The sequence below is a fragment of the Pedobacter frigidisoli genome (assembly GCF_032678525.1).
Lineage (GTDB): Bacteria > Bacteroidota > Bacteroidia > Sphingobacteriales > Sphingobacteriaceae > Pedobacter > Pedobacter frigidisoli_A.
The window spans coordinates 141,610-165,118 of record NZ_JAVTSE010000008.1 but is presented as its reverse complement, the minus strand read 5'-3'; the positions used below and the strand labels follow the sequence as shown (position 1 = coordinate 165,118).

At 36.6% G+C, this 23,509-nt stretch carries 24 protein-coding genes; 2 read left to right on the top strand and 22 right to left on the bottom strand.

Annotated elements, in window-relative coordinates:
- The 21 genes from R2Q80_RS19510 to R2Q80_RS19410 form a co-directional block, all read right to left on the bottom strand.
- Complete coding sequence (locus tag R2Q80_RS19510; RefSeq protein ID WP_316801212.1) at positions 1-723, bottom strand: glycosyltransferase family 2 protein; 723 nt, start codon at positions 721-723, stop codon at positions 1-3.
- Positions 716-1,960, bottom strand: a complete 1,245-nt coding sequence (locus tag R2Q80_RS19505) for a hypothetical protein (protein WP_316801211.1) — start codon at positions 1,958-1,960, stop codon at positions 716-718. The genes R2Q80_RS19510 and R2Q80_RS19505 overlap by 8 nt, the downstream gene beginning before the upstream one ends.
- Positions 1,961-1,995: 35 nt before the next feature.
- Positions 1,996-2,826, bottom strand: a complete 831-nt coding sequence (locus R2Q80_RS19500) for a hypothetical protein (protein ID WP_316801210.1) — start codon at positions 2,824-2,826, stop codon at positions 1,996-1,998.
- 67 nt (positions 2,827-2,893) lie between these two features.
- On the bottom strand, positions 2,894-3,820 hold the full coding sequence (locus R2Q80_RS19495; RefSeq protein ID WP_316801209.1) for a glycosyltransferase family 2 protein: 927 nt from the start codon (positions 3,818-3,820) through the stop codon (positions 2,894-2,896).
- Positions 3,821-3,824: 4 nt separating this feature from the next.
- The gene (gene wzx / locus R2Q80_RS19490; protein ID WP_316801208.1) at positions 3,825-5,201 is read right to left on the bottom strand and encodes an O-unit flippase-like protein; all 1,377 of its coding nucleotides are present in this window, start codon (positions 5,199-5,201) and stop codon (positions 3,825-3,827) included.
- 81 nt (positions 5,202-5,282) lie between these two features.
- Positions 5,283-6,587 (bottom strand): lipopolysaccharide biosynthesis protein RfbH, encoded by a 1,305-nt coding sequence (rfbH, locus tag R2Q80_RS19485; RefSeq protein WP_316801207.1) that lies wholly within the window; start codon positions 6,585-6,587, stop codon positions 5,283-5,285.
- Entirely contained in the window at positions 6,577-7,455 is an 879-nt protein-coding gene (locus tag R2Q80_RS19480; protein WP_316801206.1) for an SDR family oxidoreductase, read from the bottom strand. The genes rfbH and R2Q80_RS19480 overlap by 11 nt, the downstream gene beginning before the upstream one ends.
- Positions 7,456-7,458: 3 nt before the next feature.
- Complete coding sequence (locus R2Q80_RS19475; protein ID WP_316801205.1) at positions 7,459-7,995, bottom strand: dTDP-4-dehydrorhamnose 3,5-epimerase family protein; 537 nt, start codon at positions 7,993-7,995, stop codon at positions 7,459-7,461.
- Positions 7,995-9,086 carry a CDP-glucose 4,6-dehydratase gene (gene rfbG, locus R2Q80_RS19470; protein WP_316801204.1) on the bottom strand — a complete coding sequence of 364 codons (1,092 nt, stop codon included), beginning with the start codon at positions 9,084-9,086 and terminating at the stop codon, positions 7,995-7,997. The genes R2Q80_RS19475 and rfbG overlap by 1 nt, the downstream gene beginning before the upstream one ends.
- A 1-nt stretch (position 9,087) precedes the next feature.
- Positions 9,088-9,864, bottom strand: a complete 777-nt coding sequence (gene rfbF, locus R2Q80_RS19465; RefSeq protein WP_316801203.1) for a glucose-1-phosphate cytidylyltransferase — start codon at positions 9,862-9,864, stop codon at positions 9,088-9,090.
- A 9-nt stretch (positions 9,865-9,873) separates the two neighbouring features.
- A complete protein-coding gene (locus R2Q80_RS19460; protein ID WP_316801202.1) occupies positions 9,874-10,905 on the bottom strand; it encodes a ferredoxin--NADP reductase in 1,032 nt (343 codons plus the stop codon).
- 8 nt (positions 10,906-10,913) lie between these two features.
- A complete protein-coding gene (locus tag R2Q80_RS19455; protein ID WP_316801201.1) occupies positions 10,914-13,262 on the bottom strand; it encodes a polysaccharide biosynthesis tyrosine autokinase in 2,349 nt (782 codons plus the stop codon).
- Between the two features lie 9 nt (positions 13,263-13,271).
- Positions 13,272-14,078 (bottom strand): polysaccharide biosynthesis/export family protein, encoded by an 807-nt coding sequence (locus R2Q80_RS19450; RefSeq protein ID WP_316801200.1) that lies wholly within the window; start codon positions 14,076-14,078, stop codon positions 13,272-13,274.
- A 175-nt stretch (positions 14,079-14,253) separates the two neighbouring features.
- Positions 14,254-14,982, bottom strand: coding sequence for a tyrosine-protein phosphatase (locus R2Q80_RS19445; protein ID WP_316801199.1), 729 nt, complete (start codon positions 14,980-14,982; stop codon positions 14,254-14,256).
- 239 nt (positions 14,983-15,221) lie between these two features.
- Positions 15,222-16,358: a GDP-mannose 4,6-dehydratase gene (gene gmd, locus R2Q80_RS19440; protein WP_316801198.1), complete on the bottom strand. Its 1,137-nt coding sequence runs from the start codon at positions 16,356-16,358 to the stop codon at positions 15,222-15,224.
- Between the two features lie 403 nt (positions 16,359-16,761).
- The gene (locus R2Q80_RS19435; protein WP_316801197.1) at positions 16,762-17,223 is read right to left on the bottom strand and encodes a hypothetical protein; all 462 of its coding nucleotides are present in this window, start codon (positions 17,221-17,223) and stop codon (positions 16,762-16,764) included.
- Complete coding sequence (locus tag R2Q80_RS19430) at positions 17,220-17,825, bottom strand: peptidoglycan-binding protein (protein ID WP_316801196.1); 606 nt, start codon at positions 17,823-17,825, stop codon at positions 17,220-17,222. The genes R2Q80_RS19435 and R2Q80_RS19430 overlap by 4 nt, the downstream gene beginning before the upstream one ends.
- Positions 17,744-18,115: a hypothetical protein gene (locus R2Q80_RS19425; protein ID WP_316801195.1), complete on the bottom strand. Its 372-nt coding sequence runs from the start codon at positions 18,113-18,115 to the stop codon at positions 17,744-17,746. Before R2Q80_RS19425 ends, R2Q80_RS19430 begins: the two co-directional genes overlap by 82 nt.
- Positions 18,116-18,254: 139 nt before the next feature.
- The gene (locus R2Q80_RS19420; RefSeq protein ID WP_316801194.1) at positions 18,255-18,893 is read right to left on the bottom strand and encodes a DUF6266 family protein; all 639 of its coding nucleotides are present in this window, start codon (positions 18,891-18,893) and stop codon (positions 18,255-18,257) included.
- 527 nt (positions 18,894-19,420) lie between these two features.
- Complete coding sequence (locus R2Q80_RS19415; protein ID WP_316801193.1) at positions 19,421-19,699, bottom strand: DNA-binding protein; 279 nt, start codon at positions 19,697-19,699, stop codon at positions 19,421-19,423.
- Between the two features lie 151 nt (positions 19,700-19,850).
- Positions 19,851-20,357 (bottom strand): hypothetical protein, encoded by a 507-nt coding sequence (locus R2Q80_RS19410; RefSeq protein WP_316801192.1) that lies wholly within the window; start codon positions 20,355-20,357, stop codon positions 19,851-19,853.
- A gap of 582 nt (positions 20,358-20,939) precedes the next feature.
- Here R2Q80_RS19410 and R2Q80_RS19405 point away from each other — a divergent pair.
- Positions 20,940-21,491, top strand: coding sequence for a hypothetical protein (locus tag R2Q80_RS19405; RefSeq protein ID WP_316801191.1), 552 nt, complete (start codon positions 20,940-20,942; stop codon positions 21,489-21,491).
- A 243-nt stretch (positions 21,492-21,734) separates the two neighbouring features.
- Positions 21,735-22,067: a hypothetical protein gene (locus R2Q80_RS19400; protein WP_316801190.1), complete on the top strand. Its 333-nt coding sequence runs from the start codon at positions 21,735-21,737 to the stop codon at positions 22,065-22,067.
- An 83-nt stretch (positions 22,068-22,150) separates the two neighbouring features.
- On the opposite strand, the gene R2Q80_RS19395 is transcribed toward R2Q80_RS19400, so the two are convergent.
- Entirely contained in the window at positions 22,151-23,500 is a 1,350-nt protein-coding gene (locus tag R2Q80_RS19395; protein ID WP_316801189.1) for a RagB/SusD family nutrient uptake outer membrane protein, read from the bottom strand.
- Positions 23,501-23,509 lie beyond the last annotated feature (9 nt).

Below are 23,509 nucleotides of genomic sequence, written 5' to 3'. Positions count from 1 at the left end.
TTAATTTTTTAGCATAAATAAATTATATAGAAGATTAATTCTATTTTTAATCTGGTCTTTTACAGGGAGTTTTTTAACCAGTGTTTGAGAAGCATTGTTATCATGTCTAAGGTAACGTAATGTTTTCGAATTAAGAAACATTACGGTCCCAAACCGTTCTGCTATAAGACCAATCCACCAATCATGCATATGTATTGATGCCGGAAATGGAAGAGAAATCAGCAAAATTCGCCTTTTAAAAGACATACAGCATCCGATATAAGAGTTTTTCAATAAGTTATTGAAGAGCCCTGCTCTAGATTTCCTTTGAATAAAAAATGAATCAAAAAGTATATTACCTGTTTCATCAACAACTACGGCATCAGAAATGACAAGATCATGCTCTTGATGTCCTTTCATATGATCAGCAAGTTTATTAGGCATCCAAACATCATCCTGGTCAGAGAGAAATATTATATCTCCCTTAGCAAAACTCAACGCATTTTCGAAATTCCCTATTGGTCCACTTTTCCCTGTATTCTTTTTAATAGAAACCCTTGGATCGTTAAACGATCTTACAATTTCTATTGTCCTATCTTTAGAACCATCGTCTGAAATTATTACTTCAGCTGTATCGGGCAATTGATCTAAGATAGATTTTAATTGCGCAGCGATGTATTTTTCGCCATTGTAAGTAGCTAGACAGACTGAAACAGTTTGTTCAAATTCCTTTTTATCATGCATATATTTCTTCGGTTATTGAAGATGTTTCTTTGGAAAATTCCTTTTTATAAAAAATTCGTACACACAGGTAAACTAACACTACATAGAAATACATTTTATTGTGCGAACTGTAAAACGTTATCGAAGCCAAAAATCCAAACCAAAATAGCAAGTCGATAAACAGTTTGTTGAGATATAGCTCTTTTGTAATCCGAAATATTCCAAATACATAAAAGATAAAAATTGGCAGGGAATATTCACTAAAAAACGCAATATGTGTAGAATGTACTGGCGCCTTACCTAAGCGGGCAAACTGTATAAATTGTGGGTCAATTGATTCGATCTTTGAATAGTCAATATCACTTCGAATAAGCACGTCCGAAAATGCCCCGGGGGAAATACCAAATAAAAAGTTGTTCCAGCTTTCAAGTTTTAATTCAATTCCTTTGGCAATTAACATCGAATGTGCAGAGGAAGAGTCATCATTTATAGAATCTGATGACGATACTCGTTGAAAAAGTAAAAATGAATCACTGTTTTTTAAAAGGATAATAATAAGATAAACTACAGCTGGCACTAAAAGAAATAACGCAACAAACACCATCATCTTTATGCCGCTATCTCGTTTTATCTTATAAAACATCGCAAATATTAGGAAAGGGAAGAAGACAACAGTTAAGCGAGATGTTGTGAAAATAGATAGGAAAATAAAGAAAAAGGATAACAAATACGCCCCCTTCTTAAAAACAGTTAATGATATAAATGAACAGAAACATAATATGATTGTTGCATGTGATTTGTCATCCATGCCATAAGATATCATCGTCAAACCTTCTTTATAGTCTAAATATCCTAATATTAAATATATAGGGACTGAAAGAAGTATAAGATAGCGTACAGTTGATTCAAATAATTTCTGAGATACACAATTTGTAAGAAACCTATAGGAAAGTAGTAGAAAAGCAACCGAAAATAACATGAAAACAATCACTAATGGCTTTCCCGGAAAGTTGTAACAAAAGAAACTATTAAGTATGCCTATAAAGGTTAGGAAAAAAAACATAAACAAGATTTTTAAATCAAATAATCTTAAAAATCCTGCTGAAATAAGTGAGACTATAGTCATTACTTGAACGAGATTGGATATTGCTAATTTACCTTCTCCACCGGTAATGGAAAACCCAAAGCTCATCAGCAAAAAGCATAAGCATAGCATGCCTCCAACCAACTTAATCTTTAAATCATTAATTTTTAGCATTTAATTGGATTTAGAAAATATTTCAATCACCATAACTAACCTTTATACTTGCCTAGCTTATTGTTCGAATAATCTTTTAGAGCTTGCATTATAAACTTAACGTATTTTGACCTTTCATTTTCAAATAAAAGAGATTTAAGAATTTCTCTTCGAATTAGACGTTTTATTTTCTGAGCAAATTTAGGATGTTTTTTAGCTATATAATATCCATTTCTAATAAAATAATAAACACGCAATGGCGAGTGGGAAACGTAATGAAGTCTATAGTTAAAAAATCTAAATGTTGCCTTATCTCCCAAGGAATGTACCAACTTTAGTTTTTTCGTTACTAATATACGCAGACCATTTTCTAAAGCGTTATAGCAATAATCATGATCTACATGATCTATGAATAAATTTTCATCAAAGCGGCCCAAAACCTCAAATTTGGTAAGATTCAAGATTGAGCCGGATGTCATACATTCAGTTACGTCATTAGCATTTACTTCATCATTTCGCTCTACGTAAGAGTCCTCTGCCTGCAAAGGGGACAAGGAGGCTATATCATGCCAATTTAATTCAGTAGCGATTGACTTAAACAATTTGAAGTCACCATCAAGGAAAGAGCTATCCTGATCCATGGTCAATAACTTATCGAACCCATCGTCTAAAGCTTTCTTGCAAGCAAGATTTAATGCAGCGGCAATTCCTAAATTACTCCCCTCATGAAGTATCAGATAATTCTGAATTCCTGCCATCGACAAAGTCTGGATACTTTCTGAATTATTAATTATGTATAATTTATCTATCCATGGATGATATGTTTGCAATCTATCAAATAGACCTTTATCTGGGTAATAAAGTATTACAATTGCAGCTAATTTCATATATAATACCCCTTGATGACCACCAAAAACAAAAATTTATAATAAAAAATCGAGTTAATTTGCATTATCAAGAATTTAGGTACATTTTAAATATTTCTTTTAACCCCTTTCTCAAAGGGAGGCTTAAAATTTTAAACCTGTAAAACCAACCAAAACGCCTATAGTCATTTAGGAATTGCGGACAATCCTTGAATTCAATATTTATATCTTTAGTTTTATTTTCTTCGGTCAACAAATGAATATCCAGCCCGCCACTAAAAATTAAATAGTCTGAGAGAAACCTCATTATTTTTGAATTATTGTATCGAGGGACCAATTTCATAATCCTGTAAGTATTCAGAATCATGTCCTTATAGAGAGTTCGGGTACCTTGAATCTCAGACTCCCGATAAAATGATAAAATGCTTGTTGTATAAATTGCTTTAAACCGAGCGGTGAACTTTATCCACATATGAAAATCCAGAATATACCCATATTCATTTGAAAACCCGCCTAATAGTTTGGCTGAACTGACTTTGAATACAGTCCCTGGTGCATAATTGAAATTTCCAAATACAAACGCGTCGGAAGTTACCCCCTTCACTTTAAATTTATCTAAGTTTATCTTATCCGTAAATTTACTACTTGGATTTTTCCTAACTTCACTTTGGCTGAATAAGATATCCCAATTTTTATCGATGCGGCCTATTGCTTCGACAAATTGTAGATGAAGAATATCATCATCGTGTAGAATACTTAGATATTCAGTCGAGCATAGTTCTATACAACGATTCCAATTACCAATCATTCCAAGGTTTTCCTCATTCTTGAAATATGTCAAATTGTGCAAATTTAGACTTTCTACATATTCTTTAAATCGATTGTGTGAGGAATTATTATCTACTACTATTATCTTACATTGAACAGTTTGATTTATAGCACTAGTGATTGCCATTTCGAAAAAATCATCTCTCTCAAATACTGGAATCGCAATGGTTAAGTTATCGTTGATCAAGTTTTTATTTTTTTTTGTTTGTAAAGGGAGAAATAACCAGTTGTAAAAGATTACTATTTAAGTCTTTTAGGCTGACGTATGGCCATTTCCAGTTATTATAGGCTGCTTGTACAATAAATTGAGAAGACAAAACACCAAACATTCCAAGGGCTAAAAATTGTAACGATATGTAAGAAAACAAAACAACTAGTACACCTGAAATTATCGCTGGCTTAACAAAGGGAACTGTATTCTTCGTAGTTATTAAGGTTGCAAATAAAGAATGATTCATCTCTAGAAACAAAATAATACATAAAAATATTAGATTACTTTGTGCGATTAATTCAGTTTTGCTATGAATTAGTGACAATGCAATATTGCCGAAAAATATGAGAAAAGCGGCTCCTATTATATACAAAACCCAACTTATCAATAGACTTTGTCCTACAACAGTTTTAATTTGATCATTATTTGATTTAAGCCTATCCATATTTATCTTGGGAATATGTGCTGTAAAAAAAATTGTTCCGAATGATACTAGTGTTGTAACTAACTGAAGGCTTAAGCCATAACTTGCCGCTTCCGCTAAGGAGAGATATTTCGACACCAAAAAAAGGTTTGCTCTAAGTATAAAGAATGTTCCTAAGGTTACTATCCCCAAGCGCCAAGAGTTCCCCCACAAAACATGAAACAAGTTTGTTAATTCAGATCTATTATATTTATTATTATTGAGCTCGTGATAAAAATATTTTCCTGCAAAATAGCGATCTACTATTGTTGATAAAAATAAGGCTAACACAATCCCCATTAATCCCAAACCAAACTGTAAAGCTACAAAGCTTAAAATCAAATTGGTAGATTTGGTTATTATCACCACGAGATTGTATTCTTTTACTAAACCTCTTCCAAGTAAAAGCGGATTGAAATAATAATAATAAAAGTTAATAACAGAAATTGACAAATATAGTACCCAACACTCCACCAGATAGCTCTGATCAGGCAAATTTGAAGTGACACTGTAAATATAATATGTACCTAAAGTAATCAGGATAACAAAAACAATTACTGAAATTAGCTGATATATTTTTTTCGCAGTGTACACCAGCGACCAAAACAATGGCCAATTTATAGTTGGGGAGGTATCAAAATTATCAATGGTCCCTGAAGATAATCGTTTTGCGCCTGCCATCACATAGGACATATTCCGCATTAAATTTGGCTGAAAACCAAAATCTAGTAAATTAATAGCGGCATTTATAGCGAGAAAAATATACCATATCGCCAAATGCGATGTAGGTAGCGTATGCAATATTATAGGTAATAAGAGTAGCCCCGCACCATAGTTAAGCATTTGCGCTAAATAACTCCAAACGACATCCACCTTACTTATTTTAATATGCATTTAATTTATAAGTTTATAACTTAATTGTAAAAAATTGAAAATGGCGCCAACGTTTGGGTAGTTGGACGCCATCATAACTTACTAACCTTGGATATAAGAACGAATTACATCTGTAATATAATCATAATGCCCCTCATTCAAACCAGGCCAGACACCTAGCCAAAATGATTGATTCATAATGATATCAGTATTTGTTAGATCGCCGACAACTCTATGTTCAACATTTGCATATGCTGGTTGCCTTAGTAGATTACCTGCAAATAGTAACCTAGTTCCAATCTTGTTTTCCTCCAAGTGTTGTACAAGCATATGTCGGTCATTAGAATCTCCTTCTCTTAATGTCATCAGAAACCCAAACCAAGATGGATCGGATTCCGGCGTTGCTTCCGGTAAAATAAATACATCCTCAAATTCTTTCATCCTAGTATAAAGAGCTGTGTAGTTTTCACGACGTCTTTGAATAAAGTAGTCTACTTTCTTCAATTGTGAAACTCCCAAAGCAGCTTGCATATCAGTAACTTTCAAATTAAAACCAACATGGCTGTAGGTATATTTATGGTCATAGCCATATGGAAGTGATCCTAACTGCTGCCCGAAACGGCAACCGCAAGTATCATCCTTACCAGGTAGGCAGTAACAATCTCTACCCCAATCTCTGAAACTTTCCGCAATCTTAGCCAGTTCAGGGTTATTTATGACAACAGCACCACCTTCACCCATTGTAATGTGGTGAGCTGGATAAAATGAAAAGGTAGATAAATCTCCAAAGGTACCGGTTTTCTTGCCTTTGTAAGTGGCTCCGAGTGAATCACAGTCATCTTCAATCACCCAAAGATTATATTTTTTAGCAACTCGCATTACCTCTTCTAAATCAAATGGATTACCTAGTGAATGGGCAATCATAATTGCTTTTGTTTTCGGAGATACAGCAGCTTCAATCATATCTGGCTTAACATTGTGTGTCGCAATATCAACATCAATAAAAACTGGAATAGCTCCTGCTTGGACAATTGGATTTACAGTGGTCGGGAAACCAGCGGCTACAGTAATAACCTCATCGCCCGGCTTAATGGCTCTGTCCCCAAGTTTAGGGGATGTAAGTGTATAAAATGCTACTAGGTTTGCCGAAGAACCAGAATTGACCAACAATGCTTTTGTTGCCCCAAAATATTTTGCAAATTCATATTCAAATTCGGTTGCGAACCGACCAGCAGTTAACCAGCCGTCCAACATCGAGTCAACACCTAATAAAAGATCATCTTGATCCATTACCTTACCAGTTACAGCGATGTAATCTTGACCGGGGACTATTTCCCTCTTTGCATTTTTGGCAGCTATTGCAGACAATTCTTCCTGTAACGCTCCGTTAAAGTGTTTATAATTCATGTTTTGTTACTTTAAAAATAAAAGAATCTACATTTTCAAATGTAAATTGTGGATATTCTCCTAAAAATTTAATATTTAATAATCCTCCGTACAGTGGTCTAACCGCTGCTTGATTAGATTGAGAAGTTTTAACCGGCTTCAGATGAAGATTGTTGCCGGAGAAATAACTGCCAACCTTTGCCGCTAACTGATATCTATTGTAATAGTCATTTCCTGCTAAGTGATAGATTCCCTTTTTGTTATCCTCAACTAGCATTAAAGTCATTGTGGCAATGTCGCGGGCATATATAGGCGTAGCAAACTGATCAAACGGCAAGTTAAGGTCTTTAGAAACATTATTTTGTAAATCTGAAATTAGTCTTGCGATAAAGTTTTTTGACCGAACCTCTTCTCCATAGACATTTGTTACGCGCAAGACAAGGTTTTTATCCAACGTGGAGACTAATCTTTCACATTCTAATTTATGTTTTCCATAAACATTTAACGGATTAACTTTGGCATCTTCACGATACGGTCCACTCGTACCGTCAAAAACATAGTCTGTTGAAATAAATGCTAATCCAACATTTTTCAGCCTGCAGTAGTCAACTATTTTTTCAGTTGGTAAAACAGTTTTTTCATAGCTTTCATCCACGTTATTTTCACAATAATCAACATTTGTTAAAGCGGCGCAGTGAATAATCACATCTGGATAAAAACTGTGTGAAGCAAACAGTTTTTCTAAATCATCTTCCAAGAAATTGAAAGGAACTGTGTGTTCAGTTGCAAAACTTAAATGCGAACCTAAGACCTCCCAGTTATGTTCTTTAAACACAGACATGCAATGAGAACCTACTAGTCCTGAAGCTCCAACGATAAAGGCTTTCATTATTTAAAAAGGGCTTTTTATATTAGAAAATGTTTCAAAACTTAGATCACGATCTGATAAAATTGGGTTTTGAACTTCCCATTCATATCCAAAAGAATCAAATTTAATACCTGCTTCACACTCTCTGCTTTGAGAAGTAGAAGTATGGTATTCTACAGTAGTGTTGTCTTCTAGTGACAAGAATCCATGGGCAAATCCCTTCCCAATATATATCCCCTTTCTATTTTTCGCTGAAAGCTCTGCGAAAAAAAAACTTCCGAAGGTTTCGGAATCCTTTCGAATATCCAAAACGACATCTATGATTGCACCAGTAACCACGTATACTAGTTTTGAATGATCTTCCGGAGGTACCTGATAGTGCATTCCCCGAATTACATCTTTGTTAGAGACAGAATAGAAACTTTCGGCAAAGTTATAATCCAAATCTTTAGCCTGAAATGTTTCTTTGTGGATTGTCTTTACAAACTCACCCCTGTTATCAACAAAACTTTTATAATCCATGATATATAAATCGTGGAAGGGAGTTTCTTTTATTTCCATTATAATGCCCAAATTATGGTCTTGCCTAATGCCGCCTTAGTGTACTGATTTATCTGGTTTGTCCTTAAAGATAAAATGTTACTTCCTCCTTCCAAATCGTCCATGTAACCTTTTAGAGTGAAATCAACTGTTTCCTTAAAGCTCAAAACTGGTTTCCATTTCAAGAAATTGGCTGCTTTAGAGATGTCTAATTTTAATAACACTGCTTCATGAAGTTTAACAGTACCTTCAGGTATAGTATACCCACCTCTACTATCTAAAATCAAGATCTCATCAATTAGTTCCTTTACAGAATAATTGGTTACATCTTCGGGCCCAAAATTCCATCCTCCACTAAATTCCTTGCCATTCATGAAAAGTTCCGCTGCTAAATTCAGATAACCACTCAATGGCTCCAACACATGTTGCCAAGGTCTTGTAGCATAGGGATTACGAACTTCTAGCTTCTCTTCCTTTTTGAATGCCCTGAAGTAGTCTGGTATTATTCTATCTAATGCCCAATCTCCTCCTCCGATTACATTACCCGCTCTCGCAGAAGCAATATTACATGTTCCTTCGGCTTTGAAAAAGGACTCCAAATAAGAACTCGTAATCAGTTCCGAACAACCTTTAGATGCACTATATGGATCTTTACCGCCCATTGGATCATTCTCACGATAACCCCAAACCCATTCCTTATTATCATAACACTTATCTGTAGTTACATTAACCGCTGCTTTTACAGATGGTGTTGCCCTAACTGCTTCCCAGAAGTTTACTGTGCCCATTAAATTGGTGTCAAAAGTTCCTATCGGATCTTGATAAGACAACAATACTAAGGGCTGTGCTGCTAAATGAAAAGCGAAATCAGGCTGGACTTTTTGAAAATATTCTTTCAGTGTTTTGCCATCCCTCACGTCGCCTTCGAAATGATTAAGCTGAAATTCCAGATTGCAAATAACAAAATTATCCATTTCGGATTGAGGTGCTAAAGCATAACCATAAACATCTGCACCCAATTCTTTCAACCAAATGGCCATCCAGGATCCTTTGAATCCTGTATGCCCAGTGATCAATACCTTTTTACCCTGATATATATTTTGAAAGCTCATACTACCAAATTTTCCATTTTGCTTCACCACTGGACCATAGTTGTTCTAATTCGATGCGATCACGCAACGCATCCATAGGCTTCCAGAAACCCGAGTGCTTAAATGCAGCTAGCTGTCCGTCGTTTGCAATTTCTTTCAAGGGCTTATTCTCCCACTGAACATCTTCCATGTCTCCATCAAGATACTTGAAGATACCTGGGTTTAGAACAAAGAAACCCCCATTGATCCACATTCCATCCCCCTGAGGTTTTTCGACAAAATGTTTAACTGTACCATTGTCTTCCATTTCTATATTCCCGAAACGACCTGGAGTTTGAATACTGGTTAAAGTAGCTAACCTATCATGGCTATTGTGGAAATCTACTAATTCTTTAATATTTACGTCAGAAACCCCATCACCATAAGTTAGCATAAACGTTTCACCTTCCACATACTTCTGAATTTTTTTAATCCTACCTGCTGTATTAGTTTTTAAACCTGTATCAACTAAAGTAACTTTAAATGACTCCGAATTGGAAAAATGAACATCAACTTTATTTTTTTCTATATCGATTGAGACGTCAGAATTGTATAAATAGTAGTTCAGAAAATATTCCTTTATTGACTGTGCTTTATATCCAAGACACAATACGAAATCATTATAGCCATAGGCTTCATAAATTTTCATTATATGCCATAAAATTGGCTTACCACCAATTTCCACCATCGGCTTTGGACGAGCTTCTGTCTCTTCCATTAATCGGGTACCTAAACCACCTGCAAGTATTACAACCTTCATATTGTTGATTTATATTTCTATGTGAACGTTTTCTGTTAAAGGATGAGTACAGCAGAGTAAGTATTCACCCGCTGAAAGATCATCGCGCTGTTTGGTTAAGCCTATCATCTTAACCTCCCCTTTTAGCAAGGCACCTTTACAAGTGCTACAGTTGCCTGTTTGGCAAGAATACGGTATTTCAATATCAGCGTTCAAGGCTGCTTCTAATATACTTTTACCTTTGACAACTTCAAGCATATGCGAATTGCCCTGAAAATTTAATGTAACATTCTGTGTATGTATATTCTCAAAATCTTTTGGGTCTTTGATAAGCTCGAAATCTTCGGAAAAAACATTTTCCACATTTCCAAACTTTGATTGAATGGCATTCTTAACTGATTCTTTTAATCCTACCGGGCCACAGATATAATGCCCTACATGATCCTGGCTTGTGTGATTTCCAAGTATTTCAAGCGCTTTTTTCTGATCAATTCTTCCTTGTATCAAATGTGGCTTTTCTTCTTCAACAGTTAATTTCGTATGGAAATGTCTAACCAAAAAGCGGTTAGCATATTTCGCCTTTAACTGATCAATTTGATCCCTAAATATTGTCGACTCATGATTTCGGTTTCCATAATTTAAAAACACATTTATCCCGTTTTTCTCAGCAAGTATATATTTAATGATCGATAGGAGCGGTGTAATACCACTACCAACTCCCCAAAAATAAACATCTGTAAAATTATATTTCTCTTCGAAAATAAAGTCTCCCATCGGCGGCATTACCTCAATCGAATCACCAACTTGGACTATGTCATTTATATGATTAGATATCAAGCCGTTTTCGACACGCTTAACTGTAATTTCTAAAAAAGAGTCTACGCCAGGGCATGACGAAAATGAATAAGGACGAATGAACCGGCGGCCGTTAATTCTAAATATTAAGGTCAAATACTGCCCAGCCAAATATTTAATTTTTTTCAAACCAGGTTGCTTGAAACATAGAGTAACCGTATCTACTGTTTCATGCCTAACTTCAGCTACCTTTAAAGTATAATTCATTTCTTTGATTAGCTGTTTTTAAATATTTTCTTATACCATTTTTCATTCACGCTTTCACCATAGTTCCCGTAACCATAACCATAACCGTAATACTTACTAATAATATCGTTTACAACAATACCCATATTCTTCATCTTGCCAGATTTGTATAGGTCCTGTGCAAGATGTAACTGGTCTATACGGGTAACTTTTTGGCGCACTAGATAGAGTACAAGAGAGGCATACGGTGTCAGCAATTGTGCATCCGCGATGATACCGATCGGCGGTGCATCCATTATGATATAGTCAAATTCCTCTTTTAATTCCTCAATCAGTTTAGGCATTCGTTCACTAATTAAAGTTTCCGCCGGATTGGGAGGTAAAGGTCCGGAAGATATAATGAACATATTTTTGTTGATTGTTAATGGTTTAATAATATCTCCCACTTCCATATTAGGAGTTATTGTATAATTACTAAATCCAACACCGCCGTCTAAACCAAGCTTAGCAGACAATCCTGGCTTTCTTAAGTCTAGCTCCATTAACAAAACTTTCTTCCCAGCCAGGGCCAATATATTACCTAGATTAATCGCAGTAAATGATTTTCCTTCACCACTCATACTCGACGTCAATAAGATAACCTTTTCGTCTTTATTTTTCAAGAAGAATGATAGATTTGTCCGGAGTGCGCGAAACTGTTCTGAAATAGCTGAGCGGCTTTGATTGGCAACTATCAAATTATCAGAACTGTCGTTATGACTTATTTCCCCTATAACCGGAACATCTGTTTGACTACTGATATCCATTTTGGTTGATATCGTTGTGTTTAGGATATTAATAAGAAAAATTAATGCAGTCGGAAATACAATACCAGACAAAATTGCCAAAGCGTAAAAAATGGTTTTCTTCGGACTTATTGGACTAACCTCTGATTTAGGGGGATCGATTACTTTCGCTACGGAGATGTTTGAGGTTTTTGAAATTGCAGTTTCTTCAGCTTTTTGCATAAGAAAAATGTAAAGTTCCTGCTTGATTTGCTGGTTCCTTGCAAGTTTGAGATAGTTCTTTTCGATTTGTGGCACATCAGAAATCTGATTTTCAGCACTTGCCAACTGACCTCGCAATTTACTTCTGGTTAAAACAAATGTATTCTTTGTGCTTTCAATGTTTGCCAAAATACCTTGACGCATACTAGCAATCTGATTGTCAATGTTTTTGACAAATGGACTTTCTTCGGTGTTGCCAAGCAATAGGCGGTCTCGTTCGATTAACAATGAGTTGTAATTCCCCATCATATTAGAAAAAACCATGTCTGAAGGAAGTAGAGATGTTGGAAAAACCCTCTTATTTTTTGTCTCATCTTTCAAATATTTTTCAAGATCAGTTAATATAGAGATTTGTGTCTCGGCTTTAGCTAGTTCAGACGAGAATTCTCCCGTATTTTGCACTAATAATTTACCTTGCTCACTCATATCCGCCAGCTTATTAGACTTTTTAAAGCTTTCAACATTATCCTCAACGTCACCAAGTTCAGCTGCAATTACATTTAATCTTTCTTTAATAAATTTATAAGTACTATCAGCAATTGAGTTTTTATCGCTCAAATTAGTATTTGTATATTGGGTTATAATTGTATTAAGAATATCTTCTCCTTTATTGGGGAGAGGGTATGCAAGCCCTAGGTCGATTATAGTAACTTGTTTATTAGATACACCTACTGACAACTGCCTCATTAATTCTGCCACTCGCTGATCAATAGACTTAATCGTTACGAAAAACTCTCCAATGGGCATAACGCCATCTGAACCGGGAGTAACTTTAACCTTTCCTACACCTTTTAAGTCGAAAATTTCATTGAAAGTTACATCTTTTTCAAAATGATCACTCGTTATCCTTAACTTTCCTTGAGGTTTAATATCGATATCTAATCGGGTTGCAAGAATTGTATCCACCCCTTTTTCAATAACTATTCTGAATGGAGCTTGATAAAGCTCTCTACTAACCAGATTAATTTTTCTCGAATATGTAATATTTAGTTGCATTTGCCTTACAACTTGCTCCATCAAGAACCTGGTCTTTAAAATTTCAACCTCATTTTCTACAGAGTTACGAGATCCTAAAATCCCGCCCAAATCCATGAGAGAGCCTGCTTGTTTTCCCAAACCACCTCCCTTTTCATCATCATTAACCAGCAACTTTGCATTGATTTGAAAAATTGGAGCCGTATATCTGGTGTACATGAATGCGGCTATAACGAAAATGATGACACTCATAAGAAACCAGTGCCATTTATCAAATAATGTACTAAAAATCTTTTTAAGGTCTATACTTTCATCCTGACCACTAAAAATTTTATTTTCTGTCTGTATACTAGGCATCTTATGGTATTATTTAAATGCGGTGATTGCTACGATTAACACTGAAACTATTGAAGTAACAATTCCAATTGTTTGAACTTGAGCTGCATTGTTAGCAGAAACGCGAGCTTTGTTAGGCTCTACGTAAATCACATCATTTTGCTTTAGATAGTAGAATGGGCTATTAAATATTTCAGAGGAATTCAAATTTAAACGAGCAAATTCCTTTTTGCCATCATTATCGCGTACGATCAACACATTTTCTCTTTTCCCATAAATAGTCAGATCGCCAGCCAAACTAAGTGCATCTAATATAGAAACCTTTTCATTAGGCAAGGTATACGCTGAGGGTGAATTCACTTCACCCAATACACTTACTTTAAAATTAGCAAATCGTAATTGAACGTTTGGCTGTTTGTATACTTCGGCTGCCTTATCTCTAATTAATTCTCTAGCCTGATAGGTTGTTAGACCTGAAACTTTGATTTTTCCAATTAAAGAAAGTTCTATTTCCCCATTTTTGTCTACTAAAAAACCGGTATTTTGGGTTGATAAACTATTGTTGGTATTACCTCCTAAAGTCGGCGTACTTGCAGCCTGATTGATTACAGCACCCGTTTGTGGAGTTAGGGTGAAAATATTAATACTTAATAAATCGTCAGGTTGAATTACGGGTTCCGTAAATGTAGTCGCATTTTCTAACTTTGCTTGATTTATTGCCTGAATATCTTGAAAGTAAGCAATTTTTTTATTACTGACACAAGATGAAGTTAACGCTAAAATGAACAAAGCGGTCACTTTGCTTAACGTTTTAATCACATTATTTTGTTTATTCATAGATTTATTTCTGTCCAAAATCAGTATAGCATAACAGACAGGTTACAAACTTAATCATTTAATTGTAATATCTGGAAACCACTTGCCAGATAATAGTTCTATTGAAGGATGTTTTCATTTTTAACATATTACTAAAAACACGCAAGCAACTAAACCCGCTTTGCTTCTTCAATGCTTAAGTAAAAATTTCACGATTTTTAAAATTATAATCTCCAATCAACTCGTATAATCTGCCAGATATTATTGCCTCATTAAGAGTGTTCAGATGCTTATCATGATGTAAATCGGTGCCCGCTAGATCATACATATTTTCTTTGATTAATCCTTCCGCAAGAAGCTTTACTTCCTTACCATAATATCCTAAAACAGACAAAAGATTTAATTGAAATAAACAACCTTTTTCCTTAAATCTCCGAAGCCTAGTTTTGTCTTTAAAATAAAATGTATAACGTTCCGGATGGGCGAGTATTGGTTGGTAACCAGCAATTTCAATATCAAATATAGTTTTACTGATATCAGGCGTTTCATTTAAATAAGACATTTCTATTAAGACATGCTTTTGATCCAATTTACATAGCGGCTCATCCAATGAAAAATCCTGGTCCACCATATACTCAGCAGCAGCACCTAGTTTCAATGATATATGTTGGCTATCCATTTCCATCTGCAATGCGTTTTTCGCAGCCCTGATAGTTTCTGGTGTGTTGGGATAAAGTTCTTTATAAATGTGGGGCGTAGCGATCAATTGGTCAAAACCCAACTCCTGTAGGGCTTTAACAAAGCGAATAGATGTTGCCACATCTGGTGATCCGTCATCTATACCTGGCAATATATGCGAATGAATGTCTATACCTAGCCACGAAATGTCTGTAACCTTATTTTTTTTTCTAAAAAAACTAAACATAAATTTTAAATTATCTCTTGATCAGTTTAACTGGTATATGGACATGTCAAAGTGCTATATACTTGAAGAAGACCGGGACAGAGCGATTTTATTTCGAAATTACAACTTTTGGCGTTAATAACAATCAAGCTACTGAAGTCGAAGCCAATTAGTAGATGAAATCATACAACTAGTCGACGCTTTTTTTATCACGAGTTGATTTAACATAAATTCAACATACGATTGCAATAAACCCTAACTTATTCAAAATAATTCAACGTTTTAAAACCGCCATTCTTCAAATATTCATCTTTTTTCATCAAGTGCAAATCAGAAATAACCATGTCTTTTACTAATGCCGGCAAATCATATTTAGGCTCCCAACCCAATTGCGTTTTTGATTTAGTTGGATCACCTAAAAGCAAATCTACCTCTGTTGGTCTGAAATATTTTGGATCAACTTTTACCACCGTGCTGCCTAAAAACAGCTTACCAGCATCCAATCCTAAACGACTAACCGTTTCCATATCTATCCCAATGATCACACCCTTTTCATTTTCATCTTTGCCAGAGAATTCTATGTCGATACCCAACTCTGCAAAACTCATTTTCACAAAATCACGTACGGTAGTGGTTATTCCGGTTGCTATAACAAAATCTTCTGGTTTTTCCTGTTGCAATATCAGCCACATCGCTTCTATATAATCTTTCGCATGCCCCCAATCTCGTTGCGCGGAAAGGTTGCCCAGATATAAACACTTCTGTAGACCTAAAACAATTTTAGAAGCGGCTCTAGTTATTTTTCTGGTTACAAATGTTTCTCCTCTTAGCGGACTTTCGTGATTGAATAAAATTCCATTGCAAGCATACATGCCATATGCTTCGCGATAATTTACGGTAATCCAGTAGCCGTACATTTTTGCTACTGCATATGGTGAACGTGGGTAGAAAGGTGTAGTTTCTGATTGTGGTACAGCTTGTACCAAACCATAAAGTTCTGAAGTACTTGCCTGGTAAACCTTCGTTTTCTTGGTTAAGCCTAAAATTCTCACCGCTTCCAGTAAACGTAACGTTCCAATACCATCAGCATTAGCTGTATATTCGGGCATTTCGAAACTTACCTGCACATGGCTCATTGCCGCCAAATTATAAATTTCATCGGGTTGGGTTTCCTGAATGATCCGGATCAGGTTAGTTGAATCAGTTAAATCTCCATAGTGCAATTTAAACTGTACATCGTTTTCATGCTGATCCTGATACAAATGATCGATCCGGTCGGTATTAAAAGAAGAAGAACGGCGTTTAAGCCCATGTACAAAATAGCCTTTTTTCAAAAGAAACTCAGCTAAATAAGCACCATCCTGTCCTGTTACACCTGTAATTAAAGCAACCTTCATAAAATATTCTGTTTAAAAAACACAAACATACAGAATTAAATGATTTGCTTGATAGATCTGGAAAAGTGAAAATTGTTAGAGGGAACAGAACGCAAATGTATTATGCTAGCCACTTCTGGATGCTTTGTTGACTCTCCCGACGTTGCTCTTTTTGTTTCAAGTTGCGTAAAGCAAGAAATGCCACTGCATTTGAAATGGCTAATGCTACCCAGCCAAGGGTTTCAATATAACTACTCATAGTATTAAGAATAAGACAGCCACATAACAAAGCTGAAATGAAAAGGTTTTACAAACTTGAAAATTAATTGGAGGCCTTCACTGAAGCCAGGTAGTAAGGATATAAGCAGAAATTGCTTCGTACCTCGCAATGAAGGTCAGAGAGGCACGAAGCAAATCATAAATGTCAACGAACTGAGTTTTGCAGCAACTTCCACAACAACCATAAACACAGGATTAAGATCAAACCAATCCCCGCGGCCCAATACCAGTTTCGCCATCCGACCTCTACGTGACTTTCAGCAGTTTCCTTCTGCTTTGTTTCAGTACTGAGCTGTCTATCTAAACTTGTAGAATCTGAACCTTTTGCCTTTGCATTAACCTTTCGCATTTCTTTTTGCTGTATTTCAATCAGCGCAGCTTCACCTTTAAAGCCGCTATCCCTTGAATAGCTTACAGCTCCTTTTGGCCAAATACGCCAAAAGGTTTCATTGGACAAACTATCATTGCTCAAAATACTCCAGGATCGATGGCTAAACAAACTGGAGCTTAGATGTCGCGTTTCCTGAAGTTTGTGGATGTTGGAGGCACTTTCCTTCCTCAGCGCGCTGCAGGAACAAAAAAAGACTATGATTAAAAACCTTTTCATGTTCCACCTCCTTTCAGCCAATCCGCATAGTACCTGATTGTGCGCTTGTGCCTGTATTTACTGTACACCCCATCTCCTTCCCTGCTGCCTGTTATGTTAGTATTACCTTCAATGGTGACGATCCACGAGCCACGCTTTGTTTTGACAATACCACAATGCGCAATCCGCTTCAGGCCTGGAAAGTAAATCCCAAACACATCAGCAGGCTGAGGGGTATTAACTCTTCGATTAGTAGGAAATAGGCTTGGGCTCCAGGCGGTATGCGGGAGTTTTAATCCCGCCCGTCCGTAAACCCAGCTTACAAACGCGGCACACCAAGGGTCTCCTTTTACATTTCCAGTATAACGGAGATAGTTTTCTACGGCAACTCCATCGTTGTTACCCGTAGTCTCGCGAACACCGAGTTGGGCCTGTGCAATGGAGATGATTCGCAGCCTGGCGGCTACCGAATCAGATTTATTGACTATGGTGGGAATGAGATAATTTGATGAGGGGAAATTTCTTCCTATTTTGCCGCTTCCTAAAATACCGCCACTAAGCAGCCCACTGCTGCAAATACAAGCAGTGCAAAGGATGCAAAATAAAAACTTAATTGTTGCCATGGTGATAAAGCTTTAAATTGTGAAACCATAAAGATGGAACCCGGAAGGCTGAGCCTGTTCCAGGCAAAACGGAATATGTACCAGCAGATGACCAATACACTCAGGAAGGTAATAAAGCTGAAAGCAAGTAACTGCCAGATTGCTGCATCAAGAACAGCAGTACCCGGATCAAAATGACTTAGAACAGTGGGTATAAGCTGATAGACTAACATCAGCATCAATACTGCAATGATGATATAATGGTATTTTTTGCCGGCCCATGATAAGGGGCTAAGAATTAAAGTTCTCATAATTATTAATTTAATAAGTGAATATTGAAGAAAATAGATAGAAAGCTGTTTGGCGAATGCCGGAACTATTTATATTATTCCATCATGTGGCGACATTTTTCCGTTGTCACCAAACAGCTATTCTAGTTTTTAGTGATCATTAGGGCATGGTCAATGCACCTACATACTGGCTGTTTGAAACCGCAGCATCGCCTCGTTTTACGGCGAAAGCCCAGATGTGCATTGTGTCGCCGCTGTAATCACCGCCCATATCGACAGTATATTGCTCATCGTCGCGAACAATATCATCAAATACGAGGTACATCATTTTAGTCGAGTCCAATACAATGAAAATTAAACTATCGTCTATAAAAGCAGAAAACTTGTTCAATAGCTTCTTCCAGGTAAAAGTTAAAGTATCATCTTCCAGGCCAACTGCCAGATTTACGATGGGTGAAAGCGAACCTTTGCTCATAATCACTTTCGAAAAATCAATAATGTAATCCGGATAAGCCCCGATCACTGCCTGGGTAATGAACAATTTCACTGCTGCATTGTAGCCGGTAATTTTGTTCAGATTTTTATCGCCGAAGCCTATATTCAGGACATCTTTGATTGGCCTCAGATAAAATGGTGCCAGGGCAAACTTGGCACGTTGCGTAATCTGATCAACTGTTGGTTCTTTCGAGCTTTTTTTAAGTAAGCTTCGAAAGTATTCGATGCTGCGCCAGTTGCTGCCTACTACAGCTCCTACTTTTCCTGAAACTGAGCCATTCAGGCCGTTTTTGTAAGTTCCCATAATTTTGGATTTTTAAGTAAATAAATTTGTTTCTGGATGTTTAATACCGGTATATTTTCGATCCGTTAACCAAAACTATATACTGATGAAACGGAAAAAACATTTTGAGCTCAATTGAGCTACATTGAGCTACATTGAGCTGATTTGACTAGGCACATGAGCTAAAATGAGCTATCAATATGCCAGCCTTTGAGCACGAAAAATCAAGGGGTACAGTGTTTCAGAAGCGCAAAGGTTCAAAAGCAGGTTAAAAATGGATAGGCTTTAATCTGCATGATCGTTACCCATTTTCTACTATTTATTAACCTTTCGTTAACTCTGGGGGTTACCAAAGGGTTAAGGATAGGTTACCAATGGGTTAACAATAGGTAGAGAAAAGGTTAAGAATAGGTACAGAAAAGGTAAGCGAGGTGTTAACCAGGTGCAAACGATGGGTTAACAAACAATGGGAAATGGAAGCCGAAAAAGGTAAAGTGCTAAAGTGCGGGATGTATCACAACATCACTCTACCTTTCATTTTTGTAAATTTAAATGCGGCCTTTGCGGAGGCTTTCGTTTAATTCCTGCTCTAACTGACTTTTCAAAACACGTTCTCCTCCAGGCATTTTAACAGGCCTGATGACGCCTGCTTTAACTTTTCTTTTGTAAGTGGCTTCACTGATTTTTAAGTAATCTTTAACCTGTTGTAGCGTAAGCACCTCATCGTCACGAAGTTCAAGATTAAGCATTTGGTTTGCCTGAAGATAATCTCTAAAGAGCAGGAACACATTAACGAGTAGTTTTAAAAATTGATCAAATTTGTTCATAACAGCGTAATTTTTTATGCCCGAATCCACTTTCCCTTTATTTTAATCAATGCAATAAAGTTTAAGCAATTCAAAGCGGTTTGAAATTTTGCCTCATGGCCAAATGATTAATCTAATTTAATTATCTGGGAAACTAAATATAAAATTATGTTTAAAAATTTTTTTCCACATTTAACTGGTTATTAACTACATAGAGAGAAAATGCCTTATAAAAACTGTTAAAAAACCTTCTGCTGATTTTTAGGGGTTGATCATCCCTATTTCCTGGTTTCAGGATAATTTTTCCGTTTTGTTTAGTCCCTTCAATCCCAGCAATCATGTCTAAAGAATAAAAACATCCGCCGGATGTTTCTGCAAAACGCCCGGGATCGAGACATGTGCGTAATTCACTTTTTGTGGTACGAATATTTTTATTCTCTCCATTTTTTAAATAGACAATGCTATATGGACTGTGCGTTGCGAAGCGCAATACGTCATTAAGCGACAAACTTATTTTTTTTTTGCCGAGCTCGCAATCTACTAAACTCCAATAGATTTTCTTTGTGGAGTTTCTATGATCATTTCCAGCCTCGGCTTTTTCTGATGCTTCAGCGTCATTTTGCAATCTTAACTGATTTGTTTCGGGTTCAGATTTCCCTTTTTTTAATTGTTTTTTCATTTATAATACATTTTTGAGATGTCGCTTATTTCCGACTTAAGCCTAACGCTAAATGGTCGCTTCAAGTAAACCGTACGAGGGTATAGACTATCCCGATTAATGGGAAACAATTAATATAATTGCCGCTAAATCTCACTTGTAGCAGACTTATGTACTGTCGGTAGTTGGCTCATGATTACTTAAATCTGGAAACATGACAAGGGGATACTGTTTCAACAGAAGTAAAAATGAAAATGGGATGGTGTTATATAGTCATGACATTTTACTACAATGCCTATGTGAACAGTCAAATAAAACCAAAGAAATTATAATTTGCAATTTTTGTGGTGAAAAAATATTTTAAAATGAATCAAACAATTGAAAATCAAATCAATAATTTTTATTATACCACGCTAGATACCAGATACTTACTGATTTTAACCACATAACACATTTGATGTCCAAAAATTTGGAGACATCAAAAAGCATAAATACTTTTATCACAGTATGCATACTGATTTATCACACATTGATAGCAGGAGAGCTGCCGGCCTCATGGCCAAAATGTAAGCTGGCAGTTTCTTTTGCTTAATTCATTGGCCTATGGAAATGGAATATCTTCAACAATTAAAAGTTCATTTGCAAAGCCTGGGTGCTTTACGACCGGAGGCATGGGAAAAAATTATTGGCTCAATCAGCGTAAGTAAATTAAAGAAAGACGAAAATCTTGTTCGTGAAAACGGCACCATTGCTTATGTTGTTTCGGGTGCACTAAAAGAATTTGATTCATGGAGAAGGAGCCATCCAACTATCGTAAATTTTATCACTGCAGATCAGTTCATCGTTACTGGAAAACGGAATCAGTCTAACTACATTGTCGCATACAACAATTGCATTGTTTATGAAATAAACCGAACTCAACTGAACGAGCTAAACAAATTATATCCTGAGCTGCAACAGATTCATGATGGGATTTGTGAAAGTTATGATCAAGCTATTGCATTCAGATCGATGCTAATGGACAATTACGCTGCAGAAGGGCGGGTTGAGCAGTTTAAACAGCATTTCAAATCAATTCTTAATCTCATGTCAAAGGGAGATATGGCAAACTACCTGGGTATTGAGTATGGATATCTATTAACCCTTTATAATTAGCAGACTAGTTCTACATCGGCAATACACTATTTCACAGCTATAAATACATGATTTCCCTGTAAATTTCATGTTTTTTCCCTGAAAGCAACACCACGATCCGTACCTAAATTAGTGTAAGAAATCAGAACTCAATACCCTTGTGATCTGAACCTGTACCGATACGGTTATCATCATCATTCAGCGGAGTGGTTCACGTCATTAGGGTAGTACTTTTTGGTTTCAGTAAACTAAAAGTTAAATATTATGAAAACAATTTTAAAAGGAGGTCTTGTAGCCCTTATTGGGTTCGGCCTTGCGGTAACACTGAATGCGTTTACCGAAGTAAAGCCAAAAACTGATTACAGTTATTGGCAGTATGAATCAGATGATGCCGGTGATCTTCGTGATGGCGCAAGTTACACCCAGATTTCCGCACCAACATCTTCGCCATGTGAAACCGGCGTTGATTTGCCCTGCGTGTTGAGACTGGATGAGAGTATCGATACTGAAGGAGAATTGGATAGCCATTTAAAAAGCACTGTAGTTTTTCCAACAGATAACGACATCATGAATGTGGCTATCTACAAAAAACCATAACGGAGCGGTGATTGGTTACCTGGTATGCCGTGCAGCTTGTGGATAATTTTGAACTGTTCCACAAGCTATGCATGGCATTTTTTTTAAGGGTTTTGCGGCATTCCGCTTAGCGAAATAACATCTTCTGGAAATGGCAGCGCATAACGCAGACTATTAGGCTGTAAAACTGTTTGTGCTCCATTTATCGTCCGGCTCATTGGTATTTCATCACCTTCCATGTTCCATCTTTTAATATCGCCCCAACGCAAAGTCCGCATAATTAATTCTTTCCTACGTTCATTTTTGATCAATGCGAGCAAAGCTGTCGGGCTTTGGTTGGCATAAGCTGTAAAGGTCCCTTTTTTATAGCGATTTGCGAGCAGGTTGTTCAAATCGGCCAACGCTTTGGTAATTTGATTTGCGCGGGCATAACATTCAGCCCTTGTTAAAAGCATCTCATCGGTAGCAACTCCATTAAATACAGAAGCTGCACCTGTATAATACCCTTTAAAAATGTAAGCTGTACCGCTCGCTTTAAAATAAACGGTTTTACGGAGATCATTGGCTGAATATAGATTGTACAGATCAGGATTGATCAATGCCCTGGTTTGGGAGGCAATGGCTACAGTAGGCGCCCTGCTATCAAATAATACTTCAATATTTTGTTGCGCGATCGGAAAGTTCGCCGAAGCAGTAAGGCTATTAAAATCCATTAATGTGTTTTGAATCTGCAAAGCACTGTCTGCATAGAGTCCGGCATTAATATAATCCCGCATTTGTAGGTAGGTTCTGCTCAGCATACCGTAAGTGGCACCTTTCGAGGGTCTGACTACTGAGATATCTCTTGCAGGCAGATATGTTAACGCAGCTTTCAGGTCACCCAATACCTGGGCATAACTTTCGGCCAAAGATGCCCTGACAGAAACAACATTGAAGTTGGCGTCTACTCTAAGTGGAATCCCTAAATCAGTCGCCGCTGTAGCGGCATTATAGGGTTTGGTCCAGATGCCAATTATATTTAGAAATGCTCTCCCTCTATGGAATAAAGTCTGTGCTTTGATGTGATTGGTTGTGGCAGAAGGTTCAAACTTATCCAGCGCATCAAGTATGGAATTACAGATATAGACCATTTCGTAGGGTGAAAACCACTGTGATGATGAAGCCCCGAAGTTGTGATCCCCCTTCCATAAATACATATTCTGATCTTCTACAGAACGGGCAGCAAATACTTCATTGGTTACATAATAATCGTCGACACAGGCATTGGGTACAGCCGGATCAGCAAAATTCATTTTAAGATAATAATCAAGCAATGCCTGCATATCATCGGTAGTTTGGATAGTAGCCAGTTTCTGATCGGGCTTTTCATCCAGGTATTTTTTACAGCCTAAACCTGTTGCCATAAGCAAGATCAGGATAGCTATTTTTAAAAACGGTATTATATCTTTTTTCATCTTGTTCGT